Annotated in this window: 11 protein-coding genes; 4 read left to right on the top strand and 7 right to left on the bottom strand. The window is 56.6% G+C overall.

The annotated features are described in order from the left end of the window. Positions 1 to 282: 282 nt before the first annotated feature. Together Enr10x_RS14030 and Enr10x_RS14035 are read left to right on the top strand one after the other, a co-directional pair. Positions 283 to 2,208: a DUF1592 domain-containing protein gene (locus Enr10x_RS14030; protein WP_145450091.1), complete on the top strand. Its 1,926-nt coding sequence runs from the start codon at positions 283 to 285 to the stop codon at positions 2,206 to 2,208. Between the two features lie 96 nt (positions 2,209 to 2,304). Continuing rightward, a complete protein-coding gene (locus tag Enr10x_RS14035) occupies positions 2,305 to 3,690 on the top strand; it encodes a DUF1552 domain-containing protein (RefSeq protein ID WP_145450094.1) in 1,386 nt (461 codons plus the stop codon). A 71-nt stretch (positions 3,691 to 3,761) separates the two neighbouring features. On the opposite strand, the gene Enr10x_RS14040 is transcribed toward Enr10x_RS14035, so the two are convergent. The 5 genes from Enr10x_RS14040 to Enr10x_RS14060 form a co-directional block, all read right to left on the bottom strand. Further along, entirely contained in the window at positions 3,762 to 5,132 is a 1,371-nt protein-coding gene (locus Enr10x_RS14040; RefSeq protein ID WP_145450097.1) for a DUF1501 domain-containing protein, read from the bottom strand. Between the two features lie 16 nt (positions 5,133 to 5,148). Further along, entirely contained in the window at positions 5,149 to 7,362 is a 2,214-nt protein-coding gene (locus Enr10x_RS14045; protein WP_145450100.1) for a DUF1549 and DUF1553 domain-containing protein, read from the bottom strand. Positions 7,363 to 7,390: 28 nt separating this feature from the next. Further along, positions 7,391 to 9,346 (bottom strand): DUF4838 domain-containing protein, encoded by a 1,956-nt coding sequence (locus Enr10x_RS14050; RefSeq protein ID WP_145450103.1) that lies wholly within the window; start codon positions 9,344 to 9,346, stop codon positions 7,391 to 7,393. Between the two features lie 180 nt (positions 9,347 to 9,526). Further along, a complete protein-coding gene (locus tag Enr10x_RS14055) occupies positions 9,527 to 11,395 on the bottom strand; it encodes a M56 family metallopeptidase (RefSeq protein WP_145450106.1) in 1,869 nt (622 codons plus the stop codon). After that, the gene (locus tag Enr10x_RS14060) at positions 11,392 to 11,787 is read right to left on the bottom strand and encodes a BlaI/MecI/CopY family transcriptional regulator (RefSeq protein ID WP_145450109.1); all 396 of its coding nucleotides are present in this window, start codon (positions 11,785 to 11,787) and stop codon (positions 11,392 to 11,394) included. Before Enr10x_RS14060 ends, Enr10x_RS14055 begins: the two co-directional genes overlap by 4 nt. A gap of 114 nt (positions 11,788 to 11,901) precedes the next feature. Here Enr10x_RS14060 and Enr10x_RS14065 point away from each other — a divergent pair, with 114 nt between their 5' ends. Both Enr10x_RS14065 and Enr10x_RS14070 read left to right on the top strand, forming a co-directional pair. Next, positions 11,902 to 12,147, top strand: coding sequence for a hypothetical protein (locus Enr10x_RS14065; protein WP_145450112.1), 246 nt, complete (start codon positions 11,902 to 11,904; stop codon positions 12,145 to 12,147). 19 nt (positions 12,148 to 12,166) lie between these two features. Then, on the top strand, positions 12,167 to 14,443 hold the full coding sequence (locus tag Enr10x_RS14070) for a glycerophosphodiester phosphodiesterase family protein (protein ID WP_197997610.1): 2,277 nt from the start codon (positions 12,167 to 12,169) through the stop codon (positions 14,441 to 14,443). A 41-nt stretch (positions 14,444 to 14,484) separates the two neighbouring features. Here Enr10x_RS14070 and Enr10x_RS14075 read toward each other — a convergent pair whose 3' ends face one another. Both Enr10x_RS14075 and Enr10x_RS14080 read right to left on the bottom strand, forming a co-directional pair. After that, positions 14,485 to 16,176 carry a hypothetical protein gene (locus tag Enr10x_RS14075; protein WP_145450118.1) on the bottom strand — a complete coding sequence of 564 codons (1,692 nt, stop codon included), beginning with the start codon at positions 16,174 to 16,176 and terminating at the stop codon, positions 14,485 to 14,487. Beyond that, the gene (locus tag Enr10x_RS14080; protein ID WP_145450121.1) at positions 16,166 to 18,754 is read right to left on the bottom strand and encodes a hypothetical protein; all 2,589 of its coding nucleotides are present in this window, start codon (positions 18,752 to 18,754) and stop codon (positions 16,166 to 16,168) included. The genes Enr10x_RS14075 and Enr10x_RS14080 overlap by 11 nt, the downstream gene beginning before the upstream one ends. Positions 18,755 to 18,937: the final 183 nt, after the last annotated feature.

Raw genomic sequence — 18,937 nt, forward strand, 5'->3', positions numbered from 1 at the left:
AGGTAGAACGGCATCGCTCTCTTGACATCGAAAGTGGTACTTATAACTCTTTTACTTCCTGATGCACGATTAAGGAACGGAGATTGTGAGCGTACCGAAGAAAACCGAATCCTGCCAGCTCACAACGGTGAAAGACGCTCACAGCAAGTCTGACTGATGTCATTCATGAGGAGCACATAATCACTCCCCGGCAGACACTCTGTTTACTGTCCCTTGTTTACACTGACATATGCAGAAACTATAATACGTTCGTATATAGACAGCTGTCCGAGGAGTTTTTGAATGTCAATTACAGAGACACGTTTGATTCGCAACACGATTGCTATATTGGCTTTAGGCGTCTTGTGGGTTGGCCCGAATACTGAGAAGGTGCAATCGGCAGAGGACGAATCTCTGGTGGCGCACAAAGCGGAGGCGAAGAAATTCTTCAGTAAACGTGTCACTCCCTTCATCAAAAAATATTGCATCGACTGTCACCAGAACCGACGCCCCACAGAAGCCGGACTCAGCTTTGACCCGGCCCTGCAAACTCCCGGTCATGCGGCCTTCAGCGAGAAGTGGAAGAAATCAGCCGCCCGGGTGAAAACGCACGACATGCCGCCGGATGGGATGGACCAGCCGACCGCTGAAGAACGCCAGATGTTTGCTCAATGGCTGGAGAAGGTCAAATATCTCAGCCCGAAAGATCCGGGACCGTTTGTCATTCGACGGCTGACCAAAACCGAATATGGTAACACCCTGCACGATCTGTTTGGCGTCGATCCAAGCATCGTCGCTAGTCTGCCGGACGAAGTCAGCGGCGAAGGATATCTCAATTCGCTCTCCCCGCTGCAACTCGAACAGTATCTGACGATCTCACAGAAGGTGCTGGATCAGGCTCTGGCGCCGGAAGGGAAGCCCCCCACAAACATCCAAAAGTTGCTGTTTGGTGAGCCCCCCGCTTCCGGGACCGACGTCCAGGCGACAGCACGCAAGATGGCCCAGACCCTGGCCCGAAAAGCCTATCGTCGGCCTCCCTCCGCAGCGGAACTGGATGTCCTGCTGAAAGTATTTGATCTGGGTCAACAGAACAACCTCAGCTACCTGGCCTCCAGTCGCCTGATGCTCAAGGCGATCCTGGTCTCTCCCCAGTTCCTTTTTATTACTCCGGCGAAGGAGATCAAGGCGGAGAAAGGGATTGTGCCTCTCGATGATTACCAGCTCGCCTCGCGCCTGTCATATCTGCTTTGGGCCACCATGCCCGATGATGAGCTGATGGCGTTAGCTGACCAGGGAAAACTCCACGAGCCGCCGGTCCTGAAAGCGCAGGTCACCCGCATGCTGCTGGACTCTCGTTCGCGGGCCCTGTTTGATGGCTTTGGGGCGCAGTGGCTGAAGCTGGGAAATCTGCATGATCGGACCTTTGATCTTGAGAAATTCCCGCAAATGACCGACGAAATGCGAACGGCAATGTATGACGAAGCCCGTCTCTTTTTCGATAGTATCGTGCGTGAGAACCATAGCGTTGCCGATTTTATCGACAGCGATTACACCTTCCTCAATGGAAACCTGGCCACGCTGTATGGTCTGGAAAAAACAGTCACCGGCCCCGAGATGCGTAAAGTCAAACTGACCAATGGCAATCGAGGCGGGATCCTGGGAATGCCCGGCGTGCTCGCTGCGACCTCCTTCCCCAACCGCACCAGCCCCGTCAATCGGGGCGTCTGGGTTCTGGAACAGGTACTCGGAGACGAAGTACCGGCGGCTCCACCCAATGTTCCGGCATTAGAAAAACAGGACCAGAAGCAGGTCGCGAATCTGACACTCCGCGAACGCACCGAACTGCACCGCGCCGATCCTGTCTGTGCCAACTGCCATCGCTTACTCGATCCCATCGGGTTCGGCCTGGAGAACTTCGATGCCATTGGACGCTGGCGCGACCAGGACGATAACGGTGAGGCGATCGACGCCTCAGGCGAACTTCCGGGAGGCAAGCATTTTTCCAACCCCAGAGAATTAAAAACCATTATCGCCGCACACAACGCAGAGTTTTCTCGCAATCTGGTCGAGCGACTGTTAGCCTATGCGTTATGCCGACGCCTCGAAGGTTATGACGAGATTGTAGTAGATCAGTTGATGCAGAAGATCGCCCAGGATGACTACCGCATGCAGACGCTCATCACTGCGGTCGTCACCAGTTATCCTTTTACGCATCGACGAATCGAGTAACACGCGAACGACATATTTGATTATTTTACCCGACGGAATTGCAGCCCGTCGTGCAACGAACTTACTTTCCTCTGCAACCCACCCGAAGGCCTGCCCATGAGCAAACACACCATCATCAATCGTCGTACCTGCCTGAAAGGTATGGGAGCCGCACTGGCCCTGCCCCTGCTGGATGTGATGGGCTGGGCGGAAGCCAGCGAGAAAAAGGCGTTCAAGCCTCCCGTACGGCTCGGATTCATGTACATGCCTCACGGCGTGATCATGGATCAGTTCTGGCCCAAAGATGCAGAGAGTTTCCTGACCTCGCCTCCCCCTGCCCTCGAGTCACTGCGCCCCGTGATCGATCAGTGTCTGCTGATGAAGGGCATCGCCGGGGTTTCCAACGGCCCCTACCGGGGTGCGCCACACGCACTCGAACTCTCAACGTGGCTCACTGCTGCGTTGCCCGACCCGGACAAGCGGGACGAGATCAGCATCTCGATCTCCGCCGATCAGATCGCCGCGAATTCCCTGGGGGCGTTCACCGCGTTACCTTCGCTGGAACTCGCCACGATGCCGCAAACCTGGAAGGAAAACCAGGCAGGGCTCAACGAAGCCTACTATTCGCACTGCAGCTTTCGCTCTCCGACCCAGGCGGTCCCAGCCGAGACCAATCCCCGCAACGTGCTGAATCGCCTGTTCAACAAGAAGGAACAAGGGAGCGGACTGACATCAAATGGGATGAGCAGTCTGGACCGCAGTATGCTGGACCTGGTGATCGGCGGTGCCCGCGATCTCAGACGCACCCTCTCGCAGACCGACCAGCGCAAGCTGGACCAGTACCTGGACAGTGTTCGCTCGGTCGAACGCCGGATCGCCGCTATTGAAATGCGCCAGAAAGAAGCGGCTTTGGAAAAGTCGGGAGTCCGCCCCAGCCGCAGTCACAAGACCGCTCCGCCCATCGAAATCAAAATACCGGAGGGCGACAAACGCAGCGAGTACATGCAGGTCATGTGCGACCTCAACGTGCTGGCCTTCCAGACCGACACGACCCGTGTCTGCACCTACATCGGCTCCACCCCGAACGGTGTGTCATACCCGGAACTCGGATTTAAAGACCAGCACCATTCCCAGACGCACCACAACGGCGAGAAAAAGAAAGTCGACAAAGTCGCCGCGATCACGAAATTCAATATCGACCAGTTTGCCTACATGGTCAACAAGATGCACAGCCTGCAGGAAGGCGACGGCACCCTGCTGGATAACTGTATCATGATGTGGGGCTCCGGCCTGGAAGACGGCGACAGGCACACCCGCGCCAACCTGCCCTTCATCCTCGCCGGAAGCGGAGGCGGTGCCATCAACACGGGACGCTTCCTGCCCGATGTCAAAGGCAACCAGGGCGACCTGCTCACCACCCTGCTGACGTGTGCCGGCATTCCGCTGGACCGCCCTGTCGGAATCGCCACAAAACAGATCGCCGAGATCCCCGCCAAATCCTGAAATCTGACCTGACACGACATTTTATTTTGGCCCCTCTCCACCTCCGTGGAACCCGGTCTTTGACTGTCGAACTATGAAAAAATGTCGTGAGCGACCGTCCCGGAAACGTCCGTCAGTCGGAAATCGCGGCCCGAATAGTGATACGTGAGCTGTTCGTGATCCAGGCCGAGCAGGTGCAGGATCGTCGCGTGCAGGTCGTGCGTCCCCATTTTCCCGGCAACCGCCTCGCGTCCCAACTCGTCGGTGGAACCGTACCGCAAACCGCCCTTCACTCCCCCGCCGGCCATCCACATCGTGAACCCCTTGTTGTTGTGCCCGCGGCCTCCGTTGTTGTCCGGGCCCGCCTGTCGACCAAATTCGCCCCCCCAGACGAGCAGCGTGTCACGCAACAAGTCCCGCTGCTTCAGATCGGCAATCAGCCCCGCGATCGGCTTGTCCGTCGCCGTCGCTTTGAACTCGAATGCTTCGCGCATTTTGGAATGATGGTCCCAGCCGTTGCTGGTGAGCTGAATGAAACGCACCCCCTGCTCAGCCAGGCGACGCGCCATCAGGCATTGCGTGCCAAAGCGAGCCGTTCGCTGGTCATCCAGCCCGTAGAGCCGCTGCGTTTCCTGTGTCTCCCGGGAAAGGTCCAGCGTTTCCGGCACGGATGACTGCATGCGAAAGGCCAGCTCAGCAGATTCGATCAGCCCCTCAATTTCCGGATTGCTGGCATCCTGCTTCAATAATCGCCGATTGGCCCGCTGGACAAAATCGAGTTGTTTCCGTTGGTCAGCGCCTGAGAGAGTCCGATTCCGAATATTCGGCAACCCCCGCGCTGCACTACTCAAGCGGGTCCCCTGAAACGTGGCCGGCAAAAAAGCCGAACCGTAGTTTGCAGCGCCCCCTTTATCGACAATCGGATCGATCGTCACAAACCCCGGCAGGCTGTCAGCCTCAGAGCCCAGGCCATACGTCACCCATGCCCCCACGGAAGGACGCACAAAGTTTTCATTACCGGTATGCAGTGCCACAACCGCCTGGTGATGCCCCGGATTGTTCGTCTGCATGCCGTTAAGCAGGCACAACTCGTCGGCCTGCTGCGCCAGCTGCGGATACGCATCGGAGATCATCAGGCCACTCTCCCCGCGCGGTTTGAAGTCAAACACGGGAGCCAGGTAGCGACTCTTCGCATCGCCGCCAACCCGTGCCAGCTCGGGTCGCCAGTCAAACGAATCCAGGTGTGAGGGGCCCCCTTCCATGAACAGGAAGATCACGCGTTTCGCCCGAGCGGCAAAATGTGGTTTCTTCGGCGCCAGCGGATTGCCCGTGCTCTTGTTACAGGCAGCCCGCTGTGCTTTCAGTGCTGAGAACGCCAGCCAGCCAAAACCGGCCGCAGTCTGTTGGAGAAAAGAACGGCGACTGGTCACACGTGCGGTATTGCTGCAAAATCGTAAATTCATTGGTTCTGCCTGCGATCTAGAGTAATGTTCGAAACTCACCACAGATAAATAAAGCCTGTATCAGCGCCGACCAGCGGTAGATCTCCGTCTGTCCCGTCAAACCTGCCATGAACGTCTCCGCGTCCTTGATTTCTCCCCTGTCGGGTAATCGTCCCAGCAGGCATAAGTAAATCGCCTGGATGCGTTCTCGGCGACTGGTCTGCTCGTTGAGCATCAGCAGCCCCGTATCCCCGGCGATCCGGTTTGCGAAATCACTGTTCATCAGAAACAGGGCCTGCGGTGCGACGGTGGTCACCTCGCGCTGGCCTTTGACCTGGGTCGGGTTCGGAAAATCAAATGTCGAGTACATCTCGGGCAGCAAGGAACGCAGCACGGGCAGATAAACAGTCCGATATGGCGAACTGATCTCCAGCAGACTTCGCGTCTCGCCCCAACGACCTTTCCCCCCGCGACCCGCCACCTGAATGCCCTGCGGACGCTCCAGCGACAGCCGCCCGGAAACCGCCAGCATCGCATCCCGCACGGCCTCTATTTCCAGCCGTTTCAGATGGGCCCGCCAGTAAAGTTCGTTGGCCCCGTCTGTTTTGAGACCAGCCGCCAGTCCGCTCGAACTGAGGCGATAGGTACGACTGAGGACGATCGCACGGATCAGTGATTTCACAGACCAGGTCTCACGGAATCGACTCGCGAGATGGTCCAGCAGCTGGGGATGTGTCGGCGTGCTTCCCGATTGACCGAAATTGTCGACCGTCTCCACCAGGCCGTGTCCCAGCAGATGCTGCCAGACACGATTGACCATCACCCGGGCCGTCAACGGATTCTCGGCTGAAGTGATCCAGCTGGCCAGTTCCAGGCGACCACTGGCATCGGAGGCAATCTTGTTCAAACCGCTCAGGCCGGCGATGTGGAAATCACCACGCGGCGGAACCGGCCCCCGGTTATAGGCTTCCCCATTCAGCCGGACAGGACAATCCTGCACGCGTCCCTCGATCGCCGCCATGGCAAGATTGGGATCGGTGGTCCAGAGAACTTCCCGCCAGCCCAGCCGGGTCATGTCCGCCATGGAGTGTACGCCGGGAACGGGAGTGGTGCGACCGTCCGCAGAGGGCAAAAGGACCAGATCATCGTCAGCGACGTAATTCCCGCGACGCTGTCCGGATTTCGTGTTGGTACTGTAAAAGACGCCCGCCAGTGCGTAATAGTCGTGCATCGTCACCGGTTCGTACTTGTGATCATGGCAGCGGGCACAGGCCACCGTCAAACCGAGAAACGCACGCGTGGTGACGTCAATCTGCTCGTCGATGCGGTCCATCATCAGCGACTCCCCTTCCGGCTCGATGATGTCCATCGCCCCCAGTGCGAGAAATCCTGTCGCCGTGATCTGAGCTCGCCGCAGATTCAACTCCTCCGCCGTCAGCAGATCGCCGGCCAGTTGTTCCGTGATAAACTGATCATAGGGCTTATCTGCGTTAAACGAGTCGATGACGTAATCGCGATACCGCCAGGCATAAGTAAAGGGCGCGTTCCAGTTGCGCCCCACACTGTCGGCATAACGCACCACATCCAGCCAGTGTCGCCCCCAGCGTTCGCCAAAGCGGGGAGAAGCCAGCAGCCGATCGACAACACGCGCAAGTGCCTCATCGAGCGGCCCGCGATCATTCATAAACGCACGAATCTCAGACGGCGTTGGCGGCAGCCCCGTCAGATCAAATGTGACCCGCCGCAGCAGCGTGTACCGGTCCGCATCAGGGTTCGGTTTGAGCTGCGCCTGTTCCAGCTGGGCCAGGATAAAACGATCCAGATCGTCCCGGACCCACGCCGCATCCTGTACCTGGGGCAGACGGGGAGCAGTGATCGGTTGAAACGACCAGTGATCCGATTTCGCAGGTGTAATACTTACAGCTGGCAGCGGTGCCTGTCGCTTGGAATGTTTCGACAATTCGAACGCAGGCGTTCGCAGTGCTTTGCCCTGCATCGAGTTCTTCATCGCAGCGGGCGGAACCATGGAAGGCTTTGCTGGCATCGATGCCGGTTCGGACCGGTTCCCGCGAATTTCCCCCCGTAACGCTTCCACATCGCGCTGCAGTTCCTGCAGTACACGCAGCAGCGGGTCGTCTGGATTGAGTTGCTGCGAACCAGCATCAGACGGCCGTTCATCGGCCCACAGCGTCACCGGCAATAAGAGGAGTGACGTCGATAATTGTAACCAGAGCACGACTGACCGCAGCATCTCACAACCTTTCTTGAATCAGGCCGGTTTATTCAAACACTCGATAACGTTTCTCTTTTGACGTCGTCCAGTAGACATTAATCACATTGCGAGGCGCAATCTCTCTGCGAAATTCCATCAACCGTTTACCGGCCGGTCCCGTAGAGGTCTTTCCATCCGCCAGGGCAGCCGCGAGCAGACGCCCGTGCTGCAGACCGAGTTCGAGATTGTGAAAGCGTTCCCGCTCTTCCTCAGTCGCCTTGCGTAACAGTGGTCTGGCCCGTGCGAGAATCACCTCGGCTTTACGAAAGACTGCCGGGTTGTAGATCACCGGATAGGCACGCATCCGGTCGGCTCTCCGGGTCGCCATGAACTTTTCATTGTTGCCCAGACCGACCGTGAACGCTTCCCAGTAATCGAAATAATCCTTCGCGACCTGTTGCATCGGACCGAATGACTCATAGAACTCATCCAGCACTTGATCCACATCTGCGTCCGTATCCCACAACATGCGGGCCAGGACGTAGTACGTCGGTCCGGTTGTAGCCCAGTAACCTTGCAGCGCATCGTAGTCTGTCGCCCGCAATCCATTCTTCACCTGAAACTGCAGGTCTTCCGCCATCTGGTGGCTGGCAACATAGGGAGCGCCCTCGCCACAGTAGAACAGCGAATTCGATCGCAGGAACACGGTCGCCCCCAGTCGCGACCAGCCAAACCACTCGTCCGTCGACATCTTTCGATAACTCTCCGGACGCGGGTACGCATTGAACCCGACATAGCCAATCCAGACATTCGGCTCAATGTGTTTCAGACTGACAGGCGGTGATCGATATTTACTATATGCATAGGCCACCACGCGGACCTCGGGATCAAACTTTCGCGCCCGCACCGCCAGTTCGTTGTACCAGCGGGCATAACGATCGGAAAGGCTTTCCGGCAGATCAGCAGCATCGGGTGCACCATCGACGTCCGAGCCGTCTTCAACGGGTGGCAGAGATGCCAGACTCGCATTGGGTGCCGCATCCCACGCGCGACAGCGTGGGCACGTGCAGAAGCCACCACTGCCATCATTCTCGCACGCATTGAGCCATTGCCCGCGGGCCCCCTTGGCGGCGTACTTCTTGATTTTTGCCAGCTGCAGTTCCCACAGTCTGGGGTTCGAAACGCACATTTTGACAAAATCAGGTTTCGACTTCTTCCGCGGATGTCGCGTCCCATCAGGCTGCAGGGCGAATATCTCCCGATCAGAATCTTTAAATTTGGCCCACCAGTCTGTGAATGCATGACCTGCCGAAATTCGAAATGAACTTCCCAGCCGCATCCGCCGGTACCATACACTTTCATCTTCAGAAATCTGGTCGTAGGTCTTTCCCAGGTCCAGCAGCTGACCGAGTCCCTCTTTCTGATATCCCCCCCGATGTTTGTCCTGCGCCAGCAACCTTAAATGACGAATCTTCACCACCGGAGTCTCGCGAATATCAAGGGCCGGAACTTCAATCGTCTTTCTGCGGGGAACCCGGCGTCCCTGCTCACCCGGCCAGATCCAGCGACATCCAAGTTGATCCTGCAGAAAATCGTATGTGGCCCACAAGGTTCCGGTACGGGCATTGCTTTTACTGCCCCCGTCTTCACCGGCCAGAATCAGAACATTGCGATCCGTTTTCACAATAAACGTTTCCGGCTCCAGATTTTTCGTGATCACTCCGTATTTCCGCGACAGGTTGCTTTCCCCCACGAGAATCAGAACCTCTGCCGCATTCGGACGCAATTCGTTTTCCTTCACGATCGGCAGCGTCGCGCCGGACATGATTCGAATATGCTCCTGCAACTCCTCTGCCGCAATGCGTTGCCCCTCCCGAGGTCGACCATTCGTAACGATAACGCTCGTCGGTCGGCCATTCCTGACCAGTGTCAGCTTCCCCGCTTTCTTTCCTGGTGCAGCCTGCAGGGGCGAGACCTGGAAACACAACAGCAGGCTCGCAGCAACAACGGTATAGACCTTCATGGTGAAATCCACCTTCCAGGGAAATAAAGATTCGAAAACATCGGATCGGGCGCAGCATGTCCCTCCGGCAGATCCGTAATTTAAGTGTCACCAGACGAAATACTGGTAACTGAAGCCACCTGACGACCGCTGATCCGGATTAAGCGAGTGGTTAAAAGTGCCGCCTTGTCAGGCGACTCCCTATTCTCCCTCGCGGGGAGCATCCCCGTCACGAGGGCCTTCTTTGGCTCGCTCGCCATCACGCGGGCCGCGTTTCTCTGCCCCTTCACCATCCCGGGGACCACGTTTCACGCCTTCCCCGTCGCGAGGCCCTCTTTTCGGTGCCCCTTCGCCATCGCGTGGGCCTTTGCGTTCACCTTCGCCATCACGGGGACCGCGGCGTGCACCTTCGCCCTCGCCATCGCGGGCACGAGCCTGTTGATCCCGTCCCTTGGCCTGAACCCGTCCCCCTTTGCGATACCAGATGAATTCGGCTGGCGTGAATTTTCCATCGCCGCTCGGCTCGGCATCGTTGAAGTGCTTCGTACTGATTCTGCGTCGGGCCGGACTGCTCAGTCCATTGGTCATCGCCAGCCATTCTTCGAGTGAGACAATCTCATCGCCATTCTTGTCGTAGGCCATGAAGACGCGCCCCTCTTTCGTCCGCTTCCAGTTGGCCGGCAGTTCAAACTCCTCTGCACTGACCGCAGCGTCTCCCTCTTTACCACGAAAGCCCTCTTCTCCTCGTCCGTCCCGCATTGTTCCATTCGGAGACCGGACTTCCCGACGCAGTTCGTCGACCTGCTTCTGCAGTTGCAGAATCATCTGAAACAGGGCGGCTTCCCGTGGTGTCTGCGGCCGGAATTTCTTTAAAGCCTCCTGCACCTGGCCCGCTTGTCGTCCCTCTGCCGAGCGTCGCGGCCCCGCCTCTGCTTCCGCTGAACGTCGTGGCCCGGCTTCTGCTTCCGCCGAGCGGCCCCCTTCACGTTCCTGAGCCATCACACTGTTTTCCGTGCCGGGAACCGAATTGATTGCAAGCACCAGTAAGGGCAGCAATACGGCCACCAGTCCGACCACCCAGGCCGGCTCCCGCTCCGGTTTGCCATTCATTTGTAACACGTTTCTGACTCGACGTAGCAGTGTCATCTTTCTGTCTCCGGTAAAAGAAGTCGCGAGGTTCAGATTCCCATGGAACTGCAGCCGTCCGACCTGCTCCAGTGCCACCACATACGAACGACGATTGTGCGTGGCCTCAATCGCCAGTTCGTCACAGCACATTTCCCGTTCCAGCCGTACTCGATTCGAAAGCCACCAGACAACCGGGTGGTAAAACAGCAGCGTTTCGACAATCCGCTGCAGAAGATTAATCCAGACATCATGCCGTCGAATATGCGCCAGCTCGTGGGCAATCACCGCTTCCAGAACATCCGTCGGCAGCGCGGTGATCCACGAAGCCGGTAACAGGACAACCGGTTGCCAGAAACCAACCACAGCCGCCTCTCGAATATGCCTCGAAGTAAACACACGAGCGGTCTTTAATTTCAAATTGCGGGCGATCTGACGCGAGCGTCCTGCCAGTTCGCCGGTCAGCAGCTCCTTGCGTCCCCAGCGTAACCAGATGATATTCGTGAATCCCGCCAGCAGACGGGTCCCCGAAAGCATCACTCCCGCCAGCCAGAGCAATAGAATATAAGGCCGGGAATCACTCAGCACAGACCCCATACTGGCCCCCGCTCCGCCCGCGGTAGCAGCCACCTCAGAAGAGCGGACCGTCGCGACGGTCGCAGTTTCTGTCTGTGATTGAGAAGTCTTTACCACTTGCAGCGGAGCCGATTCCATGACGGTGGACTGAGGATTGTAAATCGCCAGCACCGTCACCAGCGGACAGACTGCCAGCAACAGCAATGCCCCCAGGGCTGTCGTATAGCGGACCTGCGCAGAGCGGCTGTGCATGTGCAGGACCTCATGCAGGATCCAGTAGCAAGCCGCAATCAACAGGCCCTGCCAGAGAAAATGAGTCAGCGTCAAAGCCAGTGCATTCGCCACCGGAGATGAAAGAAGTGCATTCATTCTGCTGTCTCCTCGTCCTGCCAGTCCTCGATTGTCTTGCGAATCTCCTCCAGCTCGGCTGCGCTGGGCTTCGACTGCTCCAGAATCTGGGTGATCAGGGAACTCGTGGAGCCCTGAAAGGCCCGTCCCAGCAGATCCTTGATCACGCCGCCCAGCGTACTCTCACGGGATTTCCGGGCACGATACACGTGCGCCCGTCCCCGCATCTCCCGCTCAACCAGTCCCTTATCATACATCACGTTGAGCATGCTGAGGATCGACGTGTAAGCCCGCGGCCGACTCTGATTGAGCACATCCACGACTTCACGTACGGTTGACTGCTGGTTCTCCCAGAGAACCTGCAGTATTTCCATTTCTACTTCAGTGGGGGTTGCCTGCCGATGTCGAGCCATCTGCCTCTCCCTGTGTAAGAAATTATTCCATGACCCCCATACTACTAATTCTTCAGTTGATGTCAACTAATAAATCAGTAGATAGAAAAAAATCAGCTGGTCTCTGCAATCAAAGTGGATTTTCTGACTGGCGGCTATGCTGCTGCATCGATTCATTTTAAATCGGCGCGCATGAAGAAAGCAGGTTCTAAAAAGACAACACAGAACCACACTGCAGGATTAAGACTGCGTGAATACCACAATAGAAAGCGGGACGAAGAATTGCTCCACGGCGAGATCTTCGATACGTTAGGAAAAGAGAAGCTGTTGCTGTTTCCTTCGATGGTTGAGGGGAACAGAAATGTCCAGCTTCAGATTTAATTTCAGAAGGTTCTTCACGATGCGACGTCATGTTTGTTTTGTTTTAGCGATCTGTCTGTCCACGCTGCAGTCCGCATTGGTTTCAGGTTCCCCGGCAGAAACTGTCCAGCAGGTTCAACAGATCATCGCTCATCGAGGAGCCAGCAGTGACAGGCCCGAGAACACCCTGGCCGCGTTCAGACAGGCGATCAAACTGAAAGCGACTGCCGTCGAAATTGATGTGCGCACCAGTAAAGATGGCGAACTCTTTCTGCTGCACGATGCGAAACTGGATCGGACCACAAACGGAAAAGGACCTGCATCAGAACTGACCATGTCTCAATTAAAACAGCTCGATGCGGGTGCCTGGTTTAAAGAGGAATACCGTGGCGAACAGATTCCGACACTCGCTGAAGCGCTCGAAGTCTGTCGGGGAAAAATTGACGTCCTGCTGGACCTCAAGGAACAGGGCTCCGCTTATGCAGAAGCAGTCGCGAAGACGGTCCGAGAGCATGGTGACCCACAGCATACGATCGTCGGTGTCAGGAGTGTGGAACAGGCGCAACTGTTTCGTAAGCTACTGCCCCAGTCACCACAACTGGGCTTCATTCCCGGTCCGCAGGAGATCGATGCCTTCGCGAAAGCGGGCGTGGAAACGATCCGCCTCTGGCCCCGCTGGCTCGTCGATGAATCACTCGTGCCGAAAGTTCACCGCCTGGGTGTCAAACTGCATCTGAACGGCTCCACGGGAAAACCCGAAGAAATCATACCGTTGCTGCAGCACAAACCCGACTGGCTGCTGGTAGACGACGTCGCAACGCTGATGGCAACGTTAAAGGAACATCAGCAGAACGGGAAGATCTCTGCGAAACTGGATCAACTGATTGACAAGACCGGCGGTCCGGCGCTGGTTCCGGGAATCAGTCGCCCCAATGCGGTCTCGTTTCTGAATCGTGATTACAAGATGCTCGAATTGCCTCAGGAACTACAGGGGCAGCCCCGCTATCTGTTTGACGGCGGTAGCGGGAATCGTGTCGAGATCACGTTCAAAAAGCCCGCGGTGGTCTTTGCGGCTTTCGAATATAACAATACGGGCGCCTGGTCCTTTCCCCAGGGACGCTCCCCCGAAGATCATGGCTGGCAACTGCTCAGCAAAGATGTGTATCGTGGTTCGAGCAATGACAGGCTGAAAGACAAGCCGCACTTTGCTTCCATCTATTTTTGTGAATTCAATGCCGGGCAGACACTCTCTGGACTCCCTCCCTGGTGGTTGTGCCTGGCGATCACGGATCTGAAATCAGCCAAACAGATTCCCGGTTTCAAAGCGGGAACTTCGGGGCCCGTTAAAACCCAGCCCACTTTCTCGTACGAAGCAGAAGCCACACGCCCCCGACCGCTGCAGGTTCCTGAATTCAAAAATTCACAGCAATGGAGCCAATGGCAGGCGGAACAACGGCGCGTATTTCAACAGCAGCTCGTCTTTCCTTATCGGGGAAAGATTGAGATTGCGCCAGTGGGCGAAGACGTGGATCGGGGAACGTTCCGACAACGTGAATTTGCCGTGACGAACGATGGCCAGCGCATCTTTCGTTTCTTTCGCCTGACTCCCCGGTCGGCTCCCCACAAAAATACTTTGCCGACCATTGTCTGCTTCATGGGCCATGGCAAAGTCAATCAAATCCTCGAAGATCGCAACAGCTATCAGCATGCGTGTGCCGCCCGCTTCGCTGAGCAGGGATATCTGGTCTATGCGATGGAAAACGTCGGCATGGAACCGGGCGGCGACCGGCATCATGAGCTGGATCATCTGTTACGCCTGGATGGTTACAGCTGGTACGGTCTGCTGTTTGCCCATCAGCAAATCCTGCTGCAGCACGTTTTTGCCGATCAAAGTGTGAATACAAAAAAAGTTGGTGTCACAGGTGTTTCGACAGGGGGATTGCTCGCCCTTTCCGCGGCTGCCTTTGAACCGCGCGTCGCCGCCACTTCGGTACAGGGAATTTTCGGGAGCATGCGTGTTTCCTTCATTCGCGACCGTCATCGACATTGTCATTGTGGTGCCATCCCCGGTCTGCTGCCTCAGTTTGACCTGCCCGAGATGGCACTGCTGGTCACACCCCGCCCCCTGCATATCTCGAATGCCGTTGCTGACGGTTTCAGTCCTGCCGAAGCCAAACGCTGCATCAAACTCATCGCCCCCCTTTACGAACAGGCGGGGGGAGAGACTCCCGAGTTCAGTGCCCCCCCCGGCCGACACGAGTATGCCTTTGATGAAGCTTTGAAGTTTTTCACGAAGACCATCGGCAAACCAGAGTAGACGCCCCCCGGAAAACCACCTGCAGGAATCTCATCGTTCAATCAGAACGAAAGCAGTTCTTCTTCCTCCTCGAAAGAGGCAAAGAACTGATCGGTTTCCTCGTTCCAGTCGGGCAATTTCCGCACTCCCGGTTCCAGCGTCGCTTCCATCACACCTGCGTCCGCATGCTCATATCCCAATAAGTGCCCCAGTTCATGCCGGATCACGGTCCAGAGATCGATCAGGCCGGCGGCATCACTCCCGGGAAGCGCAATCAATGCCAGTTGACCGTCGTCTTGAAACTCGCTGTGATCCAGCGGTGTGTCATCAACAAACCAGCCATAGCCGGCCGCATTGACATCGATATAAATCGTATCTCCCACCGCCTGGCCGACAGTGGCACCTTCCAGGTCAGCCACTTGAATTTTCACATCCGTCAGTTTCTGCTGGCTCTCAGCAGGCAGCTCCTGACTCACCTCTTCCACCGTATCCCGCAATGCCTGGTCAGCCATCGCCTGAGTCAATGCAGGGGCTCCGCTTTCCTTCTCCGGGAGTACGGAAACCTGAAGCTGCTGATTCCAGGCCTCCGGATAATGATCGGGATAATTGATTTTAGCATGATCTCCTTTACGCTGGCCGTAATTACTGACAAACAGAATCAGATCCCGGAAATTAACTCGATCATCCTGGTTCAGATCAGCAACCCATGCATAGTCGTCGGAAGGGGACTCGCTGGGAACCGTCCCGTAAACACTGACGAAGAAAATCAGGTCGCGGAAATTGATCGCACCATCATCGTTCAGATCATACGGATTCGCCCAGATCTGCGTTTCGGTATTTTCGATATTCAGCGGTTTGACCCCCTGCCCGCTCCCCAGACCGATCAGCGAACTGGTCACCTCAAACGCAGGAGTTTCTGATCCCAGGCTCTGTCCTTCCAGACCCAGAGCGACTGCGTCCTGTTCCTGGGATTCAAACTTGATGCGGGCGAACAGCAGTTGACGATTGACACCCAGATCAACGGCATCCGTGCTGGCGGCCAGTTGTTCCACTGCGCCGTTCACATCGTCAATCGTACCGGACTGATTTTGGGTGAATGCCGGTCCAAACTGAATCTCGGTGGCGGAAGTCGCTTCCGTCTCATAGTTCAGGTCCACTGCAACCAGAGCAATTCCTGCGCTGCTCAGGTTTTCGGTCTTCACCCAGATTTCCACCCAGTAAGCCGACCACTCACCGACCCAGGTCTGATTCTCTGGCAGTGCTGCAGCTTCACCATGAGCGGCAACTGTTGTGGGGGAACTGACAACCCGCAACGAGACATGCTCATCCAGTGACTCTTCGATGGCGTTAATGGTAAGAACAAACGAACGCCCAAAGAATCCATTATCCACAGACGTTGCCAGGTCGTTATCCAGGCCTCCATCTTCCACCTGCACCGTAATCCGGGCGGTGCCGGTTCTGCCTGCGAGCGGAGAGAAGCGCAGTTTCGGCCTCCCTCCCTCATCTAAAACCGCCAGCCTGGAGGCGGGAAGCAGATCAGGATTGTCTGACCAGGTCGACCAGACGACTGGTCCCTCTGTGACGGGATCTACCCCCGTGAGATCGACCGTCTGTTCTGAACTATTCTCGTTGATCACGACATCCTCAATCAGATCGAAAGTCGTTCCCGCAAACCCATCGATCTGCGAGCCGACCCAGATCGTATTTTCCTCTTCATAGGCCACCAGAAAGGTCTGATTGACATCATCCCGCACGAGGTTGATAAAGAAACTCCCCCCCCTGCATCGAGGCCACACTGTTACTGGAAGTGAGGAAACCGCTGACGCCTGTCGTCCCATCGCCAAACGTGACTCCGTCTCCGTCATTGATGGAGCCATTGTCCCAATCAGAGCTCCGTACCAGGTAATTCCCGTTGGGAAGTGCGAACACTCCGGAGACGCCAGTTCGATATTTCCCCACCTGATCGTCGCTGTGCGCTCCCACGAGGCTGTTGTCCTTTGTGATCACACCACTGATTCCCGTCGTACCATCACCAAAGGTCACCGCCCCGGCATCGGTAATCGCGCCATTGTCCCAGAGCGGGTTCGCGACCACATAGTTCCCATTGGAAAGTGCGGTCACTGCAGTCAGGTTGAAGTCGCTGTAACCTAACTGATCGTCGACAGTGGAACCGACCAGGCTGTTGGTCGATGAAACCAGACCACTGTTGCCGTTGCTCCCATCCCCGAAAGTCACGGCTCCGGCATCGATAATTGTGCCGTTGTCCCAGTCCGGGCTGCTGACAACATAGTTCCCGTTCGTGAGTGCCACAACTCCCTGAGATCCCACTTTGTCATACCCTTTGCCCCCTACATAACTGTTTGACGCGGAGATGGCTCCCGACACTCCAGCAGTACCACTCCCCCAGGTCACCGCTCCCAGTTTGTTGAACGATGCATCTCCCCAACTCGAACTGACGACGACGTAATTGCCGTTCGCGAGTACGGTCACGCCATCCAGGCCGACATAAGAATAATTCTCGGTACCCACCAGACTGTTGCCGGCAGAAAGAATGCCCGTCATCCCACTCGTCCCGTCACCGAACGTCACGGCCCCTTTTTTGAACGACCAGTTGCTGCTGATAGCGACATAATTTCCATTGGGAAGCGCTACGACACCACCAATGCCCACGTTATCCGCGTTGCCCGAGCCTACCAGACTGTTATCAGCTGAGATCCCCCCGGTGATTCCCGTTGTGCCGTTACCGAACGTCACCGCGCCCACCCCCAGTTCAGAATCATCGCTCCAGGCGGGACTACTGACGACGTAATTCCCATTGGACAGTGCCGTCACCCCGGCGACTCCCACCAGATCCAAGCGGGTCAAGCCAACCAGACTGTTGTCGGCTGTGATCACGCCACTGACGCCCGTAGTGCCGTTGCCAAACGTGGCAGCGCCCGCATCAGTCAGGGAACCATTGTTCCAGCCGGGGCTGCTCACCACATAATTGCCATTCGAAAGTGCTGTGACCCCGTTCGTGGTGTTATCAATAAATCCCAGTTTGTCACTTTTGGTCATACCCACGAGACTGATGGTGGCGGAAATTTCTCCTGAAACACCAGTCGTTCCATTTCCCAACGTCACCGCACCCGCATCGACGATCGTACCATTGTCCCAGTAGGGAGTCGTCACCACATAATTACCATTCGTGAGCTCTGTCACACTGGAAGTGGTCGGATGGAAGTAGCCCAGCTTGTCGCCGGCGGTCGTCCCCACCAGGCTGTTGGCTGAGGAAATCTCTCCGAACACCCCAACCGTCCCGTCCCCGAAGGTCACCGCACCGGCATCAGTGAGGGAACCGTTATCCCAGCCCGGGCTGCAGAGCACATAGTTCCCATTGTTGAGCAACGTGATATTCACATCTCCGTTGATGAAGTCTCCGACAAGATCATCTGCGGTAGAACCGACGAGGCTGTTAGCCGCCGAAACCACACCAGTTGTGCCTGTGTTACCATTCCCCCACGTCAGCGCCCCGGCATCGTCACTGGAGCCGTTGTCCCAGAACGGACTCCCCACGAGGTAATTCCCGTTGGTAAGTAATTTGAGCCCCAGTTCGTTCCCATAGTTGAAACCAATTGAATCGCCGGTACTGGCTCCGATCAGACTGTTCGCTGGTGAGATCACACCGGTCACACCGGTGGTCGCATCACCGAACGTCACTGCTCCGACGTTGGCCGTCGCACCGTTGTCCCAGTAGGGATTGCAGACAACATAATTGCCATTCGCCAGCACAAAGACTCTACTACCGACATTCCCATCACCTGCGGATGCCCCCACCAGGCTGTTAGCCACCGAGACGACTCCACTCACGCCGGTCACTCCATTTCCAAAAGTCACTGCTCCGATATCTCCCCCCGTGCCACCATTCCTCCACTTCGGACTGCTCACCAGGAAATTTCCGTTGGGTAACGCCGTCACGCCACCACTCCCGATCTGTTCATAGCTCCCCCCGGTCAGCGTACTGATCAGCTCACCCGATTCACCATTAAACAGATAGACGGCTCCGCTCCCGCTGTTGTAACTCGGATCCGTGACGACGATATTGCCCGTACTCAGCGTGACGACCGAGTCGCCGAAATCGGTATCAATATTCGGATTGGGATTGGTCAATTCCGAAAAGGCAGCTGTGAGCAGCGTGCGCTCTTCCAGAAACTCGATCTGGCAGCGCGCTGGCTGAGTGCGAATTTGATGAGCCCGGGCAGCAGCACGTCGCCGCGGCCTGGCGAACAGACTCTGGTGAATCCGTTGTTTCAAACGGGACAGTGCTGCGAATCGCGTCTGGCTGTTTCTCATAACTGTTTCCTTTCCCGCGGACGGGACACTTCTCTTAATCCTTGACCCACGAACTGTTTACATCACCCTGGGCGTCATGCCCGTCTTTCTCAAATCCCTCTGTTTTCGGGCTGAAACTGCCCCTGCACCAGTCTTGGCGATGAGGGACAGGATTCTGTGCAACGGAAATTAAGAGAATTTCGC

It is taken from the genome of Gimesia panareensis, assembly GCF_007748155.1.
In the GTDB taxonomy this organism is placed as follows: Bacteria; Planctomycetota; Planctomycetia; order Planctomycetales; family Planctomycetaceae; genus Gimesia; species Gimesia panareensis.

What these genes read in the sequence shown, in the direction of transcription:
- Enr10x_RS14030 (WP_145450091.1), top strand. Translation starts at nt 283, where the DNA reads ATGTCAATTACAGAGACACGTTTGATTCGCAACACGATTGCTATATTG.
- Enr10x_RS14035 (WP_145450094.1), top strand. Translation starts at nt 2,305, where the DNA reads ATGAGCAAACACACCATCATCAATCGTCGTACCTGCCTGAAAGGTATG.
- Enr10x_RS14040 (WP_145450097.1), bottom strand. Translation starts at nt 5,132, where the DNA reads ATGAATTTACGATTTTGCAGCAATACCGCACGTGTGACCAGTCGCCGT.
- Enr10x_RS14045 (WP_145450100.1), bottom strand. Translation starts at nt 7,362, where the DNA reads ATGCTGCGGTCAGTCGTGCTCTGGTTACAATTATCGACGTCACTCCTC.
- Enr10x_RS14050 (WP_145450103.1), bottom strand. Translation starts at nt 9,346, where the DNA reads ATGAAGGTCTATACCGTTGTTGCTGCGAGCCTGCTGTTGTGTTTCCAG.
- Enr10x_RS14055 (WP_145450106.1), bottom strand. Translation starts at nt 11,395, where the DNA reads ATGAATGCACTTCTTTCATCTCCGGTGGCGAATGCACTGGCTTTGACG.
- Enr10x_RS14060 (WP_145450109.1), bottom strand. Translation starts at nt 11,787, where the DNA reads ATGGCTCGACATCGGCAGGCAACCCCCACTGAAGTAGAAATGGAAATA.
- Enr10x_RS14070 (WP_197997610.1), top strand. Translation starts at nt 12,167, where the DNA reads ATGCGACGTCATGTTTGTTTTGTTTTAGCGATCTGTCTGTCCACGCTG.
- Enr10x_RS14080 (WP_145450121.1), bottom strand. Translation starts at nt 18,754, where the DNA reads ATGAGAAACAGCCAGACGCGATTCGCAGCACTGTCCCGTTTGAAACAA.